Here is a 17245-nt window from a genome sequence, read left to right as displayed (position 1 = left end):
GAACCCCGCGCAACCATCGTTGCGCGGGGTTTTCTGTTTCGGGCGCCTGCGGGGCGGTGACGGCGCTTTCCGGGCACGAGCTGCGCCCGGCACCCCGAATATCGCCCCGCCCTAATAATTGTTGAGCCGGGCCACCCGCNCCGCATGGAAGGCGGTGTCGCCGAACAGCTCGTCCAGCAGGCGATGTCGCTTCATGTAGAGGCCGATGTCATATTCGTCGGTCATGCCGATGCCGCCGTGCATCTGCACGCCTTCCTGCACCGCCAGCATCGCCGCCTTGCCGGCCTTGGCCTTGGCCACCGCCGCCATCAGCTCCGCCTTGGGGTCGTCCGCATCCATGAGCTGCGCGGCCTTCAGCGTCGCGGCGCGGGCGATCTCCAGTTCGGAATAAAGATGCGCGGCGCGGTGCTGCAGCGCCTGGAACTCGCCGATCAGCCGGCCGAACTGCTTGCGCTGGCGCAGATAGTCCATCGTCATGGCCATCGCCGCGCCGCCCACGCCCAGCATCTCGGCCGCAGCACCCACGCGCCCCGCATCCAGCGTGCGGGTGAGCAGGCTCCAGCCGTCGTCGACGGTGCCGATCACCGCGCCGGCATCCACCTCCACGTCCTCGAACAGCATCTCCGCCGCGATCGAGCTGTCCACCATCCGCACCGGATCGGCGGAAAGGCCGGCCGCGCCCCTTTCCACCGCGAACAGGGTGATGCCCCGCATCTCGCCCACGTCGCTGGAGGTGCGCGCCGCCACGATCAGCAGATCCGCGACATGGCCATGCACCACGAAGCGCTTGGCGCCGTTGAGGCGGAAGCCATTGCCCGATCGCTCGGCCGCCAGCGCGACATTGGCCGGATCGTGCCGGCGCCCCTCGTCCACGGCGATCGCCGCCACCGTCTCGCCCGCCGCGATGCCGGGCAGCCACCGGGCGCGAAGCTCGGCATCCGCGCCGCCGATCGCCGTCACCGCCGCCACGGCGGTCGACAGGAAGGGCGATGGCGAAAGGTTGCGGCCGATCTCCTCCAGCACGATCCCGGCCTCGACATGGCCCAATCCGCCGCCGCCCTGCGCCNCCGGCACCAGCACGCCCGCCAGCCCCATCTCGCCGAACCGCCGCCACAGATCGCGGGAAAAGCCGGCGGCGTCGTTCGCATCGCGCAACTGGCGGAGATGCTTCACCGGCGCCTGATCGGCCAGGAAAGGCCCGGCCATGTCCTTCAGCATCACCTGCTCTTCGGTAAGGAACAACGCCATTGCTCAGGCTCCCGGCAGGTTGAGGATATGCTTGGCGATGATGCCGAGCTGGATCTCGCTCGTGCCGCCCTCGATCGAATTGGCCTTGGAACGCAGCCAGTGGCGGGAAACAGCATTGTCGTCGCCCCAGACCAGCGCGTCCGTGCCGCCGGCCGCCATCTCCAGTTCCAGCCTGCGCTTGTTCAGTTCGGTTCCCGCATATTTCATCATCGATGGCTGGGCGGGATGGGCCAGGCCGGCCTTGAACTCGTCCAGGAATTTCTCGGACATGGCGCGGAAGGCCAGCATGTCCACGTCGTGCAGCGCCACTTCGGCCCGCAGCACGGGGTTGGCGAAGGCGCCCAGCCTTTCCGCCAGGTCCCGCCCCAGCGAGGGATCGCCGCTGCCGAAACCCATCGCGCTGATCATCTCGCGCTCATGCCCCAGCAGATATTTGGCGACGGTCCAGCCCTGGTTCACCGCGCCGACGATCTGCTCCTTGGGCACCTTCACATCGTCGAAGAAGGTCTCGCAGAAGGGCGAGGAGCCGGAGATCAGCAGGATCGGCTTGGTCGAGACGCCGGGCGAGGCCATGTCGAACAGCAGGAAGCTGATGCCGCCCTGCTTCTGCGCGGGATCGGTGCGGACGAGGCAGAATATCCAGTCCGCCTTGTCGGCATAGCTGGTCCAGATCTTCTGCCCGTTGACCAGCCAGTGATCGCCCTTGTCCTCGGCCCGCGTCTGGAGGCCGGCGAGGTCCGATCCGGCGCCCGGTTCCGAATAGCCCTGGCACCAGCGAATGCGGCCCTGCGCGATATCAGGCAGATAGCGGCGCTTCTGCTCCTCCGTGCCGAATTTCAGGAGCGCGGGGCCGAGCATCCAGATGCCGAAACTGTGGAGCGGGCTGCGGCAGCCGAGCGCCGCCATCTCCTCGCGCAATATCTTGGTCTCGGAAGGACTGAGGCCGCCGCCGCCATAATCCTTCGGCCAATCGGGCACGGTCCAGCCGCGCGCGGCCATCGCCTCGAACCATGCCTGTTGCTCCGGGCTGGAAAAGCGGCCGTTGCGGCCGCCCCAATAGACATCGTCCAGCCCCGTCACCGGCTCCCGCATCGCCGGCGGGCAATTCGCCTCCAGCCAGGCGCGGGTTTCGGCGCGGAAGATTTCCTCGTCTGCCATGCTATCCTCTCCGGCGGGCCATGATCCCCGTCCGCTGGGGAGACTGCCATCCCCTTACGCTAACGTAAAGGGCAACATCGACGGGGGAGAGACGGATGGAGGCGACCGCACTGATGCGCCGTTATTACGATGCCTATAATCGCGGGGATGCGGCGGAACTGTCGGCGCTGCTGGCCGAAGACGTCGTGCTGCGGTCCGCCGCGGGCGAGCAGATCGGCCGCGACGCCTATCTTGCCACCTATCGCTGGATGATCGAGCGGTTCGAGGACCGGATGACGCCGGAACATATCGAAAGCGATGCCGCTGGCGCCACCGTATCGATCCACGACAGGCTGACGGCGCGCATCGACGTGCCGGATTTCCTCGGCCGATCCGTCCGGGCGGGGGACGTGATCGAACTGGCGCTGACGGGGCGCTATACGATTGCCGGCGATCGCATCGCCCGGATCGAGATCAGCCCCCGTTCGCCCGACTGATCGGCACCGCCCGGATCATGGCGATCCGGGCGGCCCTTCGCATCAGAAGCGGAAGCCAAGCTCCACGCCATAGGTCGCCGGCTGGCCATAGGATGCCGCCTGCGAGAAATAGCCGTCGATGATCGATCCCGAGCCGACGACGAAGCCCGGATAGCGCTTGTCGAAGATGTTCTTGCCCCACAGCGCCAGCGATATGCTGCGATCGTCGCCGCGATCGATCGTGTAGGTGATGCGCCCGTCGACCAGGCCGTAGCTGGCGTTGATCGGCTTGTCGCGGCCCATCGGCACGGACGGGCCGTCGCCCGCGGTGGTGTAGATCTTGTCCTTCCAGGTGTAATCGGCATGCAGCGCCAGGCTGCCGGGGCCGATATCGCCCACCGTCCAGTCGCCGGAGAGGCGGAGGCTGTGCTTGGGCGTGAAGGGCAGCACGAAATAGCCGGAGATGTCATCGCCCACCTGCACCGGCGACCCGGCGTTGACGACGGGATCGAAGATCGAGCCTTCCGGCGCGAACACCTTGGTGATCTTCGAATGGGTGTAGGTATAGCTGGCCGCCAAGGTGAGGCCGCGCACCGGCACCACCGTCAGGTCCGCCTCGAGGCCCTTCACGTTCGCCCGGCCGACGTTGAAGGTATCGGCAAGCGACGCATCGGCCGCATCCGCCGAGATATCGAGCTGCAGGTCCTTGTAGATGGCGATGAAGCCGCTGAGGTTCAGGCGGACGCGACGATCGAACAGATCGCTCTTCACGCCGACTTCGTAGCTCGTCACCGTTTCCGGGTCGAAGGTGCGGGTGAAGGTGGGCGAGGCTTCGTTCGATCCGCCGGCCTTATAGCCCGTCACCACCTTGCCGTAGACGGAGACATTGTCCGTCGCCCGATAGTTCAGGATGACCGAGGGATTGAACTTGTGGCTCTTCACCCGGATATCGCCGACCGTCACGCCCAGCGGCAAATAGGTGCCGTTGCCGAGGAAGCGGCGGTTCACCAGCGGAGATACGTCCTCCGGCGTATCGCCGATGAAGAATTCGGCGCTGCGGGTGCGATCCGCGCTACGCTTGTCCCAGGTGTAGCGCCCGCCGACCGTGACCTCGAGATTGTCTTCCAGGATCGGCGGCGTCCAGGTCGCCTGGCCGAAGATCGCCTTCGACGTGGACTTGGCCTCGGTATAGCGGTCCGACATGGCGAGCTGCCCCGGCACTCCGGTGCCGACATCCACCAGCAGCAGATGGTCCGCCTTCTCGCGGAAATAATATAGGCCGCCGACATATTTGATCCGGTCGCCGATGTCGCCGATCGCCTGGAATTCCTGCGTGTAGGTCTTCGAATGGATGAAATCGATCGAGTAGAATGGCGCCAGGAAGGATTCCACATAATCCTGGTAGGCGGTGTAGTTGATGTGGCGATAGGCGGACAGCGACTTCAGCGTCAGCCCGTCATTCGCTTCCCATTCGGCGATCAGGGTCTGCCCGTCCGATTTCACGCGGCTATAGGGCAGGTATACCGGGCGATAGGCCTCCTTCGGATTGTCGGTGTAGCCAGGGAAGATATAGGAAGCGACCGACGGATCGGTCACGTAGCGCACCGGCGTGGTGCGCGCATTGCTGTAATCGCCCGAATAGTCGATCGTCACATTGTCGGCCGGCTCCCAGCGGATCGCGCCGCGCACCGCATATTTGCGGTCGCTCTGGAAATCGTTGGCGTCGGGCGTGTCGCCGGTATCGTCGGCATTCTTCGCCCAGCCGTCGCGGTTGCTGTAGAGGCCGGTCAGCTTGATCTTGAAATCGCCGAGCTGCGGCAGGTTGGCGTTCACCAGCACGCGCTGATGGTTGTAGTTGCCGATCGTCACCAGCCCGTCGACCGAAGCCTCGCCGGTCGGCTTCTTGCTGATGATGTTCACCGCGCCGCCCGTAGTGTTGCGGCCGTAGAGCGTGCCCTGCGGGCCGCGCAGCACCTCGACCCGCTCGACATCGGCAAGGTCGAAGGCGGACGCCTGCGGACGCGACTGGTAGATGCCGTCGACATAGAGGCCGACGCCGCCATCCTTGGTGATGATGCCCGGATCGCCGATGCCCTGCCCGCGCATGTAGAGGATCAGCGTGGTCGACGAATTGGGATAGGGCGCGAAATAGAGGCTGGGCGTCGCCTGGACGACCCCGGTGATGTCGGTGATGCCGGCGGAGGTCAGCGCGCTGTCGGTCAGCGCGGTGATGGCGATCGGCGTGGTCTGCAGATTTTCCGAACGGCGCTGGGCCGTGACGACGATATCCTCAAGCCCGCCATTCGGCGCCTGCGCGGCGGCCGATGCCCCCTGCTCGGCCTGCGCAAAGGCGGTCGCCGTAGAAAGAGCGCCAATGGAAACAGCGGCATAAGCCAGGCCGAGTGCCAGCCGGCGCGCGGTGAACGAACCCATTTATGATCCTCCCTGTATGGTTATGTCTTATTATGGTTTTCACGCGGATCGGCTTAATCATTGCATTCAACAACGCATATGCGTTTCCGCTGTCGCTTTTCATAACGCAATTCGGATGAAAAAAGAAAGAGCGACGATGCACCTCGAAAGGCGCCAGGGATGCGGGCCGGCGGCTTTCGAGTTTGTCGATCTAAAGCAACGGAAAATGATCTAGGATCGCCTCGCCGCGATCGAGGGAAAGGAGAGCGCATGGCGCACTGGCTGATGAAATCCGAACGCGAAAGCTATGCGTGGGAAGATCTGGTCCGCGATGGCGCAACCGAATGGGATGGCGTGCGCAACCCCACCGCCCGCATCAACCTGCGCGCCATGCAGGTGGGCGACGAAGCATTGTTCTACCATAGCGGCGCGGACAAGGCGTGCGTGGGCGTGATGCGGATCACCCGCACCGCCCGGCCGGATGGGCCGGATGGCAAATGGGCATCGGTGGCGGTGGCCCCCGTCGCCCCGCTGGCCAAGCCCGTGACGCTGGCGGCGATCAAGGGCGATCCCCGGCTGGCGGGGATGGAGATGGTGCGCCAGTCGCGCCTGTCCGTCTCGCCCGTCAGCGATGCCGAATGGGCGGCGATCCTCGATCTGGCGGGCGGCCTCAGCCGATAAGGGCGTCCGCCGTCGCGCGGATGACGGGCGCCAATATCCCCGCCCAGCGGGCAACGCCGGCCTCGTCGCCGATCAGGTCCTGCCGCACCTCGATGCCCAGATAGGGGATGCCGCTGCCCTCCCCGTGCAGGTTCATCGTCGCGTTCAGCACCTTGCCCGAATAAGGCTGGTTGTCGCCGGTCGCCACGCCGGCCGCCTCCAGCAGCGGGATCGCGATCCGCGCGGCGCGATCGTCCTCATTGTAGAGGATGCCGATCGACCATGGGCGCGGCTCGTCCGACGTGGCGAGCTTCGGCGTGAAGCTGTGGAGCGATATCAGCATCGCCGGCAGGCCGGACGCGATCAATTCCGCCACGCGGGCGTGGTAGGGCCGCCAGAAACGGGCGATCCGCGCCTCGCGCCCGGCATGGTCCAGCGCATTGCCCGGAACGGCGTGGCCGTCGCTGGCGATCGGCACCAGGCCGGGCTTGTCCTCCTCCCGGTTCAGGTCCGTCACCAGCCGCGACACCCCGCCCAATATGCCGGGGCAATCCAGCGCGGCGCAGAGCGCCCGGCCGAGCGGATCGACGCCGATGTCGATGGCGACATGCTCGTTCAGCAGCGCCGGATCGATGCCCAGGTCGATGTCCGCCGGCACGCGGTTGGAGGCATGATCCCCGATCAGCAGCAGGCGCGACGCCGGATTGCCGGGAATGTCGATCCACGCCTCGCTCATCGCCGGAACTCCGGCTTGCGACGCTCGCGATAGGCGGCGATCCCTTCGGGGAAATCCGCCGATCCGAAGCTCGCGTCGAACAGCGCGTCGGTATCCACGCCCGGCCCCACGCCCGCGATCATCCGCTTCAGGGTCGCGAAGCTCGAAGGCGCGCCCTCCGCCATCGCCGCCGCCAGCCGTTCGGCCTCGGCCAGCGCCACGGGCACGGCGCGCTCGACCAGCCCGATCCGCGCGGCTTCCGCCGCATCGATCGTCTCCATGCCCAGCAGCATCAGCCCCGCCTGCCCGCGCCCCACCCGCGCGGCCAGCCGGTCGATATCCTCCTGCGGATAGGCGATGCCCAGCCGCGCCGGCGGCACCGCGAACCGCGCGCCTTCGCCCGCCACCGCCACGTCGCAGGCCAACATCAGCGCCACGCCCGCGCCGAAACAGCCGCCGTCCACGGCCGCGATCACCGGAAAGGGCAAGGCCGCCAGCGCGTCGATCGCCCCGCGCATCGCCAGCCGGAACGCGGTGCGCCCGCCGACATCCTGCCCCAGCGTGGCGAGATGGCCCAGGTCCGCGCCCGCGCAGAAGGCCCCTTCCGCCGCCGATTGCACGATCAGCGCGCACGGCGCCGCCATCTCCGCCGCGACCGTGGCAGCCGCCAGCTCGCCCCAGCCTTCCAGCGGCACGGCATTGCGCTGGCGTGGGCGATCGATGATCAGGCGGCCGAACGGCCCGTCGCTAACATATCGGAACATGCGACCAGTTGCCGTGGATCGCGGCGGATGTCACCACTGCAATTCACGGGCATGGGGATGATCGGATGGATCGGGGCGGAACAAGGCGCGAAACCATGAGGTTGCTGGGCGGCGGCGCGATCGCCGCCTGGGCCGCGCCCTCGCTGCTTTCGCCCGCCGCCGCCAAGCCCCCGCCCCCCTGCCCGATCCGTGCGCCGCTGGATGCGATCGCCGATCGGCTGCTGGCCCATACGCCCGAAACCGCCGTCTATAACGGCGTCGCCGATGCCGATGTCGGCGGCCCGCTCGCCACCCGGCTGGACGATTATTCCCCGGCCGGCGAGGTCGCCTGGCGGGCCGCGCTCGCCCAGGCGGCGGCCGATCTCGCGCCCGTCGCCTGCGGCAAGGACGATGATCTCGCCCGCCTGCGCCTCGCCACCGCCGCCAACATCCTCGCCAATGCCAACCGGTCGGCCGCCATTCCCTATGGCCGGATCAACGCCTTCAACTTTTCGGGCCATGTGCCCTATCTCGTCACCCAGATCGCCGGCCCGCACATCGACACGCCGAACGCGATGCAGGCGCAGCAGTCGCTCGCCACGCCGCAGGCGGTGGACGCCTGGATCGCCAAGCTGGACAGCTTCCCCGCCGCCTTCGCCGGCGTGATCGAAAAGGTGCGGGCGGACGAGGCGGCCGGCGCCGTCCCGCCCGCCGCGCTGATCGCCAGGACGCTGCCGGTGCTGGATGCCTTCCTGGCCGGGCCGGAGGCGGATCATCCCCTGATCGCGGCCTTGCGCACCCGCACCGACGCCGCCCGGCTGGACGCCAGCTTCCGCGCGAAGGCGGAGGAACGCGCGATCACCGCGCTCCGCAAGCGCGCGCGGCCCGCCTTCCAGGCGCTGCGCCGGCAGATGGCCGCGATGCTGCCGCGCGGCCGGGCGGAGGCCGGGCTCTGGGCGCAGCCGCAGGGCGAGGCGCTTTATGCCGCCAACGTCCTGGCGCTGGCGGATTCGCACCTGCCGGCGGAGGATATCCACGCGATCGGCCAGTCCGAGGTGGCGCGCATCTCCGCCGCCATGGGCGATCTGCTCGCCGCGCGGGGGCTTACCCGGGGCAGCATCGGCGCGCGCATGGATGCGCTGGCCCATGATCCGGCCAACCTCTTCGCCGACAGCGATCGGGGCCGCGCCGACCTGCTCGATTATGTGCGCGGCCTCGTCCGTCAGATGGAGGAGCGCTATGCCCAGATCCTGCCCAGCGCGCTGATCCCCACCCAGCCGCTCGAGGTCCGCCGCATCCCGCTGGCGACGGAGGATGGCGCCCCCGGCGGCTTCTACGATGGCCCGTCGCTCGATGGCTCGCGCCCCGGCACCTACTGGATCAACCTGCGCGACATGAACGCCGTCGCCCGCTTCCGCCTGCCCACGCTCAGCTACCATGAAGGCGTGCCCGGCCATCATACGCAGAGCTGCATCGCGCTGGCGCTGGGCGAGGCGCCGCTGCTGCTGCGCATCGCCAGCTTCAACGCCTATCAGGAAGGCTGGGGCCTCTATGCCGAGCAGCTCGCCGCCGAGATGGGCGCCTATGCCGGAGACCCGCTCGGCAATCTCGGCCGCCTGCAGGACGAATTGTTCCGCGCCGTCCGCCTCGTCGTCGATACCGGCATGCATGCGATGCGCTGGAGCCGCGAACAGGCCATCGCCTATATGCGCGACGTCACCGGCGTGGCGGAAAGCCGCGTGGTGGCGGAAATCGAACGCTATATGGCCTGGCCGGCGCAGGCGCTGGGCTACAAGCTCGGCCAGATTCGCCTGCTCGAGATACGGGACGCCATGGCCAAGGCGCGCGGCCGGCGTTTCGACCGGCGGCAATTCCACGCGCTGGTGCTGGCGAACGGCCCCATGCCCCTCGATCTCGTCGCCGGGCAGGCGGATCAGCTTCCGTCCCGATAGATATCGCCGGTCCGGCAGGGGAAGGGCGGCGGCTCCGCAAGGAACCGCCGCCCCCTGACGGCGGGTTGCATCATGGGGGATGGACCGGCCGCCCGCGGATGGATGCACCGCCGCGCGCGCAGCGATCCGCTACCGTAACGATCAGCAAGCGTCATGCCATATGGGCGGAGGGCGGAAAGCCGGGGCTTTCGGCGGAACGCCCCGTCCCGTTTCGGGACGGTCGGGTCAGATCAGTGCCGTTGCGAGACACCACCAGCCCGGCCGCGCGGCCATCAGCCGGCCGGCCGCGGCATCGCGATCGGCCGCATCGGCGAAAAGGGCGAAGCAGGTGGCACCCGATCCCGACATGCGCGCCAGCACCACCCCCGGCATGCCGGCGATCAACCCGATCGCCTCGCCTATCTCTGGCACCAGTGCCCTAGCCGGCGCCTCCAGATCGTTCCGGCCGGCCAGCGCCGCCCGCAGGGGATCGCCCTGCTCCAGCGGCCCGCGATCCACGCCGTCCCAGCCCCGGAACACCGGCCCCGTCGGACAGGCGACGCCGGGATTGACCAGCAGCAGCGGCATTCCGGCCAGCGCCTCGGCCCCCGCCATCGCAACCAGCCGGTCGCCGCGCCCGTCCGCCCAGGCCGTCCGGCTCGCCACGCAGGCCGGCACGTCCGCACCCAGCNCCGCGGCGATCGCCATGATCCGGGCATCATCCGCCGGCAGCGCCCACAGCTTCGCCAACGCCCGCAGCGCCGCCGCCGCATCGGCCGATCCGCCGCCGATGCCCGAGGCCACCGGCAGCCTTTTGTCCAGCCGGATCGCGGCTCCCGCCGAAACGCCGAATGCGCCCCGCAGCGCCCGCGCCGCGCGCATCACCAGGTTGGTCTCCGCAGGCTCCGCCGCCAGAACGGCGGCATGGGGCCCATCAATCGCAAGGCTCAGATCCTCGGCGGGCGCCACCGCCAGCCCGTCCCCATCCCGCGCGAAGGCGAAGATCGTCTCGATCGCGTGATAACCGTCGCCACCCCGCGCGCGGACATGCAGCGCAAGGTTGATCTTGGCGTGGCCGATATCGGCGATCGCGCTCAGGGAGCCGCCATTTCAGGCGTCCAGCCCATGTCGATCTTGGCGCTGATCCGCTGCTTTTCCTTGTCGTCGGCATGCACCAGCGCTGCGCGCCAGGCAAAGCGCGCCTCCAGCCGCCGCCCGGCCGACCAATAAGCGTCGCCGAGATGCTCGTTGATCGTCGGTTCGCCCGGCTCGCCCTCCACCGCGCGCTCCAGCAGCTCGATCGCGCGGGGCACGTCGCCGCGCACATAATGCGTCCAGCCGAGCGAATCGGTGATCGCGGAATCATCCGGCCGCAGCTCGCTCGCCCGTTCGATCAGGGTCTGCGCCTCCGCCAGATTCTCCCGCCGCTCCAGCTGCGCATAGCCGAGATAGTTGAGCACCACCGCCTCGTCCGGCGCCGCCTTCGCCGCCTCCTCCAGCACGGGGCGCGCCGCCGCCCAGTCGCCCGCTTCGTGGAGCGAGCTTCCCAGCAGCAACAGCAGCGTCCAGCGCGGTCCGGCGCCGTCGCCGCTTCCGGCAAGGTCGATCGCGCGGCGATAGGCGTCGGCCGCGTCGGCCGGCCGGTCGAGCTGGCTGTATATGCCGCCCACCCGCGTCCACGCCGCCGGCTCGGTGGATCGGCGCGCCGTCTTCAGTGCCTCGTCCAGCGCCGTCTCGCGATCGCCCAGCTTCACCAGAAGCTCCATTCGCTGGCCCCGCGCCGCTTCCGCCATCGGATCGCGCGACCCGATATTGTCCAATATCTTCAGCGCGGTGCCATAATGCTCCTGGGCGGTCAGCAGCTCGCTCGCCACCAGCCAGGTTTCGGCATGCTTGGGCGCCATGAAGGTGCCCAGCCGCGCGAAGGTCAGCGCGATCGGCGTCACCCGCTCACGGTTGATGTCCACGGCCACGCGGGTGAACAGCTCGGCCAAACCTTCCGGCGCGGTGGAAACGCCGGGCGGCAGGGGCTTGCGCTCGGCGATCCGGCGGCGGGCCACCGCCAGCAGCGGCTCCTCGCCATCCAGCAGGGCCAGGGCCTGCGCACGATCGCCCGCCTTCACCAGCGCTGCGGCCGCCGCGATGCGCAGCCGCAGCGCCCCGCGCCCGCCCGGCCCGGTCAGCGATTTCACCGCCGCCACGCCCTCGTCGCGCTGGCCGGTCGCGATCAGCAGCAGCGCGCGATGCTCGGCCGCATAAGCCGCCGCGATGCCCCCGGCCCGGCGCGCGCCGTCCAGCGGTTCCAGCGGATCGCCCTTGCCGCGGCCGCGCACGATCCAGGCGCGCAGCACCGGCACGGTGAAGGCGAACACTTGGTCCTTCTCAATCCGGTCGGCCAGCGCATCGGCGCCGTCCCAGTCCCTGGCGGCCACCGCCTCGACCAGCAGCAGCATCTCGCCATCGGGCGGCAGCCTGTCCTTGGCATCCAGGATGCGCGCCGCGCGAACCGCCAGCGCCCGATCGCCGGCCATCATCGCCTGGCGATAGGCCCGCGTGGCGATCAGCTCGTCATCGGGGGAAGCCGCGAGCGCGGCGCCATAGCCCACCGCCGCAAGCTCCGTCAGGCCCGCCGAATCCGCCGCCCGCGCGCGCACATATTCCAGCACCGGCGAAATCTCCGGGCTCACCGTCGCGCGGAGCTGGGGCGCCGGGGCGGCCGCCAGCGCCGGCAGGGTCGCGCCGCTGGCCAGCAGGCCGGCGATCAGGGCGGCGGCGATCGGGCGAAGCGGGCTCATGTCATCCTCATTCCGGCCTTGCGGCCTCAATTCTTCGATTCCTGCCGATCATAGGCCCTTGTTGCGGGATTTCGACCGTTTTTCGGTCAGAATAATCTCAACTGGTCGCCTTCCGGCGGGCGGAACAGATCGGTCCTGAGCGGGACGTGGCGATTGACGAGGCCGTGCCTGCGGCAGGCGATGTGGAAACGGGTGCGCATCAGCTCCGCCCAGGCGCCCTCCCCCTTCATCCGGCTGTGGAATCCGGGATCATTGTCCCGCCCGCCGCGAATGTCGCGGATGATCCCCATCACCTTGGCCGCGCGGTCGGGAAAATGCGCATCCAGCCAGGCGCGGAACAGGGGCGCCACCTCATGCGGCAGGCGCACGGGGATGAAGAAGCAACCGATCGCGCCTGCATCCGCCGCCGCCTCCACCAGATGCTCCATCTCATGATCGGTGATCGCCGGGATCACGGGCGCGATCGATACGAAGGTCGGCACGCCTGCCGCCCGCAGCGCCCGCACCGCCGCCAGCCGCCGCTCTGGGCGCGGCGCGCGCGGTTCGATGGTCCGCGCGATCTCCGGCGTCAGCGACGTCACCGAAAGCGCCACCGCTGCCAGCCCCTTCTCGGCCATCGGCGCCAGCAGGTCGATATCCCGCATCACGCGATCGGATTTGGTGGTGATCGTCAGCGGATGGCCTGTCTCCGCCAGCACCTCCAATATGCCGCGCGTGATGCGCCATTCGCCCTCGATCGGCTGATAGGGATCGGTATTCGTCCCCATCGCGATCGGCCCCACCCGATAGCCGGGCTTCATCAGCTCACGCCGCAGCAGCGCCGGGGCATCGGGCTTGGCGAACAACCGCGATTCGAAATCCAGCCCCGGCGACAGATCGTGATAGGCATGCGTCGGCCGCGCGAAACAGTAGATGCAGCCATGCTCACAGCCCACGAATCCGTTAATCGAACGGTCAAAACCAATATCAGGTGATTGATTATACGAGATAATCGTCTTAGGAGTAAGTGTCGTGACTGTAGTGCGTATTGGGGCTGGAGTGCCGTCGATCTGCTCCCGTGCATCTAACCAGTCACCATCAGCCTGACGTTCGGGCAGGTTGAAGCGCCTGCTCGTTTGGTTCTCTGTTGCGCCTCTGCCAGCGATTTTTGACATGGTGGCATGGGAACATAAAAAGAACAAATAGGCAAGTTCTAGCGCAAGGGGGGGCGCGTTATCGGGGACTCGCGCTCATTGGAGCGTTGGCTCGTCAAGCCGCTGCCCAAGCCAACTGTCGATAATAATAGAAACACCGAAAGGTACGCGGAGAGCCGTAAAAATCTCTAGCGCGTCCGGCTCAACGGCGAACCCAGCCGCCCCATTGTTCGAGCGATAGCCGCAGAACACGTCTACCTTGGCGTTAAGAGCATTCAGATAATCAACGTGCGGCTTTATCACACGCCAGAGTTCGCGAAGATGATGGGTAAGTTCGCGTTCCTCAGCGACCGGCGCCGTTAGATGCCAAGCGTCGTCATTGTAGGGGCGCAATCCAGCCCGGCGCTTTTCACCGCGACGATGCTGGTGCGTTGCCTCGATGCCTAGGTACTTAGAAATCGCATCGAGCGGTAGTCGGGGGCCGTGAATACGCAGCGTAGCACTGTACGCATAATAATCGGGCTCATCACTGTCGCTCATATCGGTCATAAGGCAAGACTAATCAAAGCGGAGTTCGCTTTCCACAACTCTTAAACGCTTTACGCAACCGTTGGGGACTGCTCACAGCCGCCAAAGGCGTTGATGGAGCGATCGAAGCCGATGTCGGGCGATTTATTGTAGGTAATGATCGTGCGCGGGGTCAGCGCCGTCACAACCGTCTTCAGCCGCCGGGGCGGCGGCCCGTCCACCGCCTCACGGTCGTCCAGCCAGTCGCCGTCGGCCTCCCGCTCGGGAAGGCCGAAACGCCGGCTGGTCCGGTTGCCCGTCGCTCCACGCCCGTTGATCGCCATGGGCCGAATGGAACATAAAGAGAACAAAGATGCAAGCCAGGCCGATCAGCCCGGCGGCAGGGCGAAAGCCATCACTGTCGCTTTCCGAGGTTTCGCGAACCGGGTCCAAGGATCGCGTATTGGTCCAAGGTTTTGCGGACTCGATTCGTTAAACCTTGGCCAAGGGATTGCGAGATGGGGAAGCAGATTCAGCGATGGCTTTGTGTTCGGTTTCAGGCCGGTATTTGTGCCACCATCGATCGACCCTGTGGCGCCGGTGGTTGCTCTCATCGACTATCGCCTCGACCGAGGCGCCCTCGCGGCAACGGGCGATGGCCAGCAGCTTTCGATATATCGGTTCGCTCGTGGCGACGGCACCGTGCCGTTGCAGCGTATCGGAGTCCGGATAGCAATCGGTCTGGCAAAGGGGGTCACTTAGCGTTCGCATATAGGCCTGTCTGCGCACGGTCGCGTCAACAGAGAGGATGTTCAATAACCGTGTTCTCTGACGCATCGGCAGACGCATAACGACTTCCGATGCCTGTTCTGTGTCGGGCTTTACCCCAAGGATGACAGACCATCGTTCCGAAGGTTTTCGCAACATCCAGACGAGTATCAGCATCAACTCATAAGCCCGGCTCCCCGACCCTGATTGGGTCGGTGGCAGACCGAGTTCCTGCGCGATCCGGACGAACAGAACGAGCCGACGGCGCCCGTCNCTCGATTGCCATAAGGTCCAGGNGATTTGGGCTACAAGGGCCACCATCGTTGACCACGCGCAAGTTCGCAGACCGGGGAAGCGGGCTTTACCCTCCCGCATCGCTCTCAACATCTTTTCCTGAAGCTCGAGAACCGGCGGGTGGGCGATCGTTAAAGGCGCGTCACAATGACGAGCGCCGCATTTATGGCAGGTTCCCAGAGTGGGCGTATAGTTTACCTCCAGCGTAGGCATGCGCAACGGGGCGTGACATTTCCTGCATCGTTCGATGAGCACTGTCCCATGCACGGGGCACAAGGACGCCCATCCCGTCAGCCAGTCGAGCCGCACCCAAGGCTCTCGATCGTCCACGAGGCATTGCGGACAGGCGACGCAATGTGGGCTGCAGTCCGCTCTCGGCCTGACAAGATCCCGTGACCAACGGCCGACGATGTGACCGGGATTTCTTTGCGATGACAAGCCCTTCCAGTCGAGGAAGGTCATGGCTCGTAAGCGCTTCATGCCAACGCCAGTGCGACGCGAGATCGCCAAGAGCACTTCCGGGCCGGGACGATGCCACCACGCCGGATCGCTGGTGTCTACGCCCAGCATGCGCGCGGTCTGGTGGAGACGAAGGCCGAGGCGGGCAGCGAGGCGATGGCACCAGGAGATCAGGGCCTCTCCCTCCATCGGATCGACCATGATCGGCAACGGCACGACGCGCGGTGGCGGTCGCGTCACCGGCGTCACCTCATAGAGCATGGCGGCTGGCCCTACGGCGTTCGGAGAGCGGGATGAACCGGANGTCGTCGATCAGCCGTGCCGAGATCGCCTCGGTTCCCGNTTTGACTGCCAGCACGGCGGCACGATTGACGATTGCGATCACCTCGCCGAGCACGCCTTCGGCCGCAGTCAGGATCTTGGCCGACAGCGCGGGATCGGTCAGGTTCGAAGGGCGTCGTAGCGGTAGCACCGCTTCCAGCGTCCCGAGCAGGCGGCGATACGCATCGCCTTCGGTCCACAGCGGCAACATGAACGGCTCGAACCGGCTGACGAGCTGGTCGTCACTGTTGATCGCCTGCAACGCTTCGCCGGTGCCGACCCCGACCAGCGGGATACGCAGCTCGTTGCCGAGCCAACGCAGCAGATTGAGTAACTGGCGCTGTCTGGACCTTGAGCCCGAGAGAAGGTTGTGCAGTTCGTCGATCACGAGCATCCGCACGCCGGTCAGCCGCATTGTGCGCACCGCCACGTCCTGCAAAGCGACGGGACGCGCTCGGTTGTCATACGGCATCCCAAGCTCGTCAAGGATGGCGGCGAAGAACCGGCTCTCGTCCGGGGCGGAGGGCATCTGCACCGACAGCACCGGCACGCTTGCCACCCGGTTCTCGCAGTCCGTCGCGTCGATCCGAGGATATGCGCGCCGGAACTTCTCGACGATCATCGTCTTGCCGTTGTTAGTCGGCCCGACCAACAAGAGATTGGGCATGCGCGTGCGCTGCGGGAAGTCGAGCAGTTCCTCCAGCGCCTCGNCGGCAGCGTCCGCCCGAGCGTAGCCGATCCACCTGTCCATGCGGATATGCCAGATACGGCTCGCCGCATCCTCGTCGGCCAGCGGCCGAACCGCGGCATGGAGATGCGCGTAACTCCCGGTCACGACCATTCCTCGAACGGATAAATGTCGTCGNGATTGAAGGGCCGGGCCTCGGTCTGATCGTCGGCCTCGGTGCGCAACGCGGCGCGCGCATCATCCATCCGACCGCCATCAACGACCCTCAGCCTGCGCGCCCGCTGGCGTCGCGCTGTCTTGCTCGCCAGCACGGCATCGTCGGCGATCCGCCGCATCGCCGCGATGGTGCGGAAGATCGCCGCCTCATCGACAAGCGCGCGGCCTTCCTCGCGCAACCGCTTGNGCGCCAGGCGGTGCTCCCACAGGCTGATCGGCGGGCGGCCGAGGTCGCGGTAGCTGATGTCGTAATAGTGATTGTTCTCGCCGAGCAGGTAGATGCGGCTGAGATCGCGCGGGTCGTAGCGCACGATCATCGGCTCGGGATGGCCGATCCAGGTCCGCAGCACGTCGGCCCAGTAGTGGATCGAGTGCAGCGAGATGCCGTCGCGCCGGACCCGGCGCATGGCAATCGGNAGGAAGTCGATCAGGAACCGGCGTGGATCGGGCACCATCGTCGGCGCNCCGCGGCCCAGCACCTTGTCATCGCCGGCGATCCCCCTGGTCCACGCCGCCAGCGGCGGCATGCCAANGCCGCGATGCAGGCTGCGGTGATAGACGCCGGCGATGGCATGGGCGAGCCAGCGCTCCACCTCGTCGATGGTCATGGCGGCCGTCTTCTCGGGATTGAGGTCGCCCTTCACGCGGATGTCGGAGAAGGTCGTTCCAGGGAGCAGATGGACCTTGCCCATCATCGTGCCGATCAGCCGCTCTATGTGCCCGCCATAGTGGGGTGTCCGGA

At 67.1% G+C, this 17245-nt stretch carries 15 protein-coding genes and 1 pseudogene; 3 read left to right on the top strand and 13 right to left on the bottom strand.

Annotation, left to right across the window (positions count from 1 at the left end):
• Positions 1–111: 111 nt before the first annotated feature.
• Positions 112–1248: an acyl-CoA dehydrogenase family protein gene (locus tag BHE75_RS07535; protein ID WP_070933507.1), complete on the bottom strand. Its 1137-nt coding sequence runs from the start codon at positions 1246–1248 to the stop codon at positions 112–114.
• 3 nt (positions 1249–1251) lie between these two features.
• The gene (locus tag BHE75_RS07530) at positions 1252–2406 is read right to left on the bottom strand and encodes an acyl-CoA dehydrogenase family protein (RefSeq protein WP_070933506.1); all 1155 of its coding nucleotides are present in this window, start codon (positions 2404–2406) and stop codon (positions 1252–1254) included.
• 95 nt (positions 2407–2501) lie between these two features.
• Here BHE75_RS07530 and BHE75_RS07525 point away from each other — a divergent pair, with 95 nt between their 5' ends.
• Entirely contained in the window at positions 2502–2882 is a 381-nt protein-coding gene (locus BHE75_RS07525; protein ID WP_070933505.1) for a nuclear transport factor 2 family protein, read from the top strand.
• Positions 2883–2924: 42 nt separating this feature from the next.
• Here the strand turns inward: BHE75_RS07525 and BHE75_RS07520 are convergent, their stop codons facing one another.
• Positions 2925–5294 (bottom strand): TonB-dependent receptor, encoded by a 2370-nt coding sequence (locus BHE75_RS07520; protein WP_015459959.1) that lies wholly within the window; start codon positions 5292–5294, stop codon positions 2925–2927.
• A 249-nt stretch (positions 5295–5543) separates the two neighbouring features.
• Here BHE75_RS07520 and BHE75_RS07515 point away from each other — a divergent pair, with 249 nt between their 5' ends.
• Positions 5544–5954, top strand: a complete 411-nt coding sequence (locus tag BHE75_RS07515; RefSeq protein ID WP_015459958.1) for an EVE domain-containing protein — start codon at positions 5544–5546, stop codon at positions 5952–5954.
• Here the strand turns inward: BHE75_RS07515 and BHE75_RS07510 are convergent.
• A complete protein-coding gene (locus tag BHE75_RS07510; RefSeq protein ID WP_015459957.1) occupies positions 5944–6669 on the bottom strand; it encodes an N-formylglutamate amidohydrolase in 726 nt (241 codons plus the stop codon). The genes BHE75_RS07515 and BHE75_RS07510 overlap by 11 nt on opposite strands.
• Positions 6666–7412 carry an enoyl-CoA hydratase/isomerase family protein gene (locus tag BHE75_RS07505; RefSeq protein ID WP_070933504.1) on the bottom strand — a complete coding sequence of 249 codons (747 nt, stop codon included), beginning with the start codon at positions 7410–7412 and terminating at the stop codon, positions 6666–6668. Before BHE75_RS07505 ends, BHE75_RS07510 begins: the two co-directional genes overlap by 4 nt.
• Positions 7413–7507: 95 nt before the next feature.
• Between BHE75_RS07505 and BHE75_RS07500 the strand changes: the two genes are divergently transcribed.
• Positions 7508–9343 carry a DUF885 domain-containing protein gene (locus BHE75_RS07500; RefSeq protein WP_254684389.1) on the top strand — a complete coding sequence of 612 codons (1836 nt, stop codon included), beginning with the start codon at positions 7508–7510 and terminating at the stop codon, positions 9341–9343.
• Positions 9344–9568: 225 nt separating this feature from the next.
• Here the strand turns inward: BHE75_RS07500 and BHE75_RS07495 are convergent, their stop codons facing one another.
• The 8 genes and pseudogenes from BHE75_RS07495 to BHE75_RS25350 all read right to left on the bottom strand — a co-directional run bounded on the left by BHE75_RS07495 (position 9569) and on the right by BHE75_RS25350 (position 16958).
• Positions 9569–10402: a 4-(cytidine 5'-diphospho)-2-C-methyl-D-erythritol kinase gene (locus BHE75_RS07495; protein WP_438830616.1), complete on the bottom strand. Its 834-nt coding sequence runs from the start codon at positions 10400–10402 to the stop codon at positions 9569–9571.
• Between the two features lie 14 nt (positions 10403–10416).
• Positions 10417–12117: a tetratricopeptide repeat protein gene (locus BHE75_RS07490; RefSeq protein ID WP_084653006.1), complete on the bottom strand. Its 1701-nt coding sequence runs from the start codon at positions 12115–12117 to the stop codon at positions 10417–10419.
• Between the two features lie 86 nt (positions 12118–12203).
• The gene (locus BHE75_RS07485) at positions 12204–13271 is read right to left on the bottom strand and encodes a PA0069 family radical SAM protein (protein ID WP_070933501.1); all 1068 of its coding nucleotides are present in this window, start codon (positions 13269–13271) and stop codon (positions 12204–12206) included.
• Between the two features lie 75 nt (positions 13272–13346).
• Positions 13347–13799 carry a DUF4279 domain-containing protein gene (locus tag BHE75_RS23150; RefSeq protein WP_084653004.1) on the bottom strand — a complete coding sequence of 151 codons (453 nt, stop codon included), beginning with the start codon at positions 13797–13799 and terminating at the stop codon, positions 13347–13349.
• A 71-nt stretch (positions 13800–13870) separates the two neighbouring features.
• Positions 13871–14101, bottom strand: a pseudogene (locus tag BHE75_RS07480) (PA0069 family radical SAM protein); the annotation flags it as partial.
• A gap of 148 nt (positions 14102–14249) precedes the next feature.
• Positions 14250–15479, bottom strand: a complete 1230-nt coding sequence (locus BHE75_RS23145; protein ID WP_438830615.1) for a TniQ family protein — start codon at positions 15477–15479, stop codon at positions 14250–14252.
• 49 nt (positions 15480–15528) lie between these two features.
• Complete coding sequence (locus BHE75_RS07475; RefSeq protein WP_070933380.1) at positions 15529–16440, bottom strand: TniB family NTP-binding protein; 912 nt, start codon at positions 16438–16440, stop codon at positions 15529–15531.
• Complete coding sequence (locus BHE75_RS25350; protein ID WP_438830614.1) at positions 16431–16958, bottom strand: Mu transposase C-terminal domain-containing protein; 528 nt, start codon at positions 16956–16958, stop codon at positions 16431–16433. Before BHE75_RS25350 ends, BHE75_RS07475 begins: the two co-directional genes overlap by 10 nt.
• Positions 16959–17245 lie beyond the last annotated feature (287 nt).

This window comes from Edaphosphingomonas haloaromaticamans (assembly GCF_001853345.1).
In the GTDB taxonomy this organism is placed as follows: Bacteria; Pseudomonadota; Alphaproteobacteria; order Sphingomonadales; family Sphingomonadaceae; genus Sphingomonas_E; species Sphingomonas_E fennica.
This window is presented reverse-complemented; position numbering and strand designations above follow the sequence as displayed.

Bases quoted from the DNA above. Each gene is read 5' to 3' on its own strand.
- BHE75_RS07530 (WP_070933506.1), bottom strand. From the start codon at position 2,406: ATGGCAGACGAGGAAATCTTCCGCGCCGAAACCCGCGCCTGGCTGGAG.
- BHE75_RS07525 (WP_070933505.1), top strand. From the start codon at position 2,502: ATGGAGGCGACCGCACTGATGCGCCGTTATTACGATGCCTATAATCGC.
- BHE75_RS07520 (WP_015459959.1), bottom strand. From the start codon at position 5,294: ATGGGTTCGTTCACCGCGCGCCGGCTGGCACTCGGCCTGGCTTATGCC.
- BHE75_RS07515 (WP_015459958.1), top strand. From the start codon at position 5,544: ATGGCGCACTGGCTGATGAAATCCGAACGCGAAAGCTATGCGTGGGAA.
- BHE75_RS07510 (WP_015459957.1), bottom strand. From the start codon at position 6,669: ATGAGCGAGGCGTGGATCGACATTCCCGGCAATCCGGCGTCGCGCCTG.
- BHE75_RS07505 (WP_070933504.1), bottom strand. From the start codon at position 7,412: ATGTTCCGATATGTTAGCGACGGGCCGTTCGGCCGCCTGATCATCGAT.
- BHE75_RS07500 (WP_254684389.1), top strand. From the start codon at position 7,508: ATGAGGTTGCTGGGCGGCGGCGCGATCGCCGCCTGGGCCGCGCCCTCG.
- BHE75_RS07490 (WP_084653006.1), bottom strand. From the start codon at position 12,117: ATGAGCCCGCTTCGCCCGATCGCCGCCGCCCTGATCGCCGGCCTGCTG.
- BHE75_RS07485 (WP_070933501.1), bottom strand. From the start codon at position 13,271: ATGTCAAAAATCGCTGGCAGAGGCGCAACAGAGAACCAAACGAGCAGG.
- BHE75_RS23150 (WP_084653004.1), bottom strand. From the start codon at position 13,799: ATGACCGATATGAGCGACAGTGATGAGCCCGATTATTATGCGTACAGT.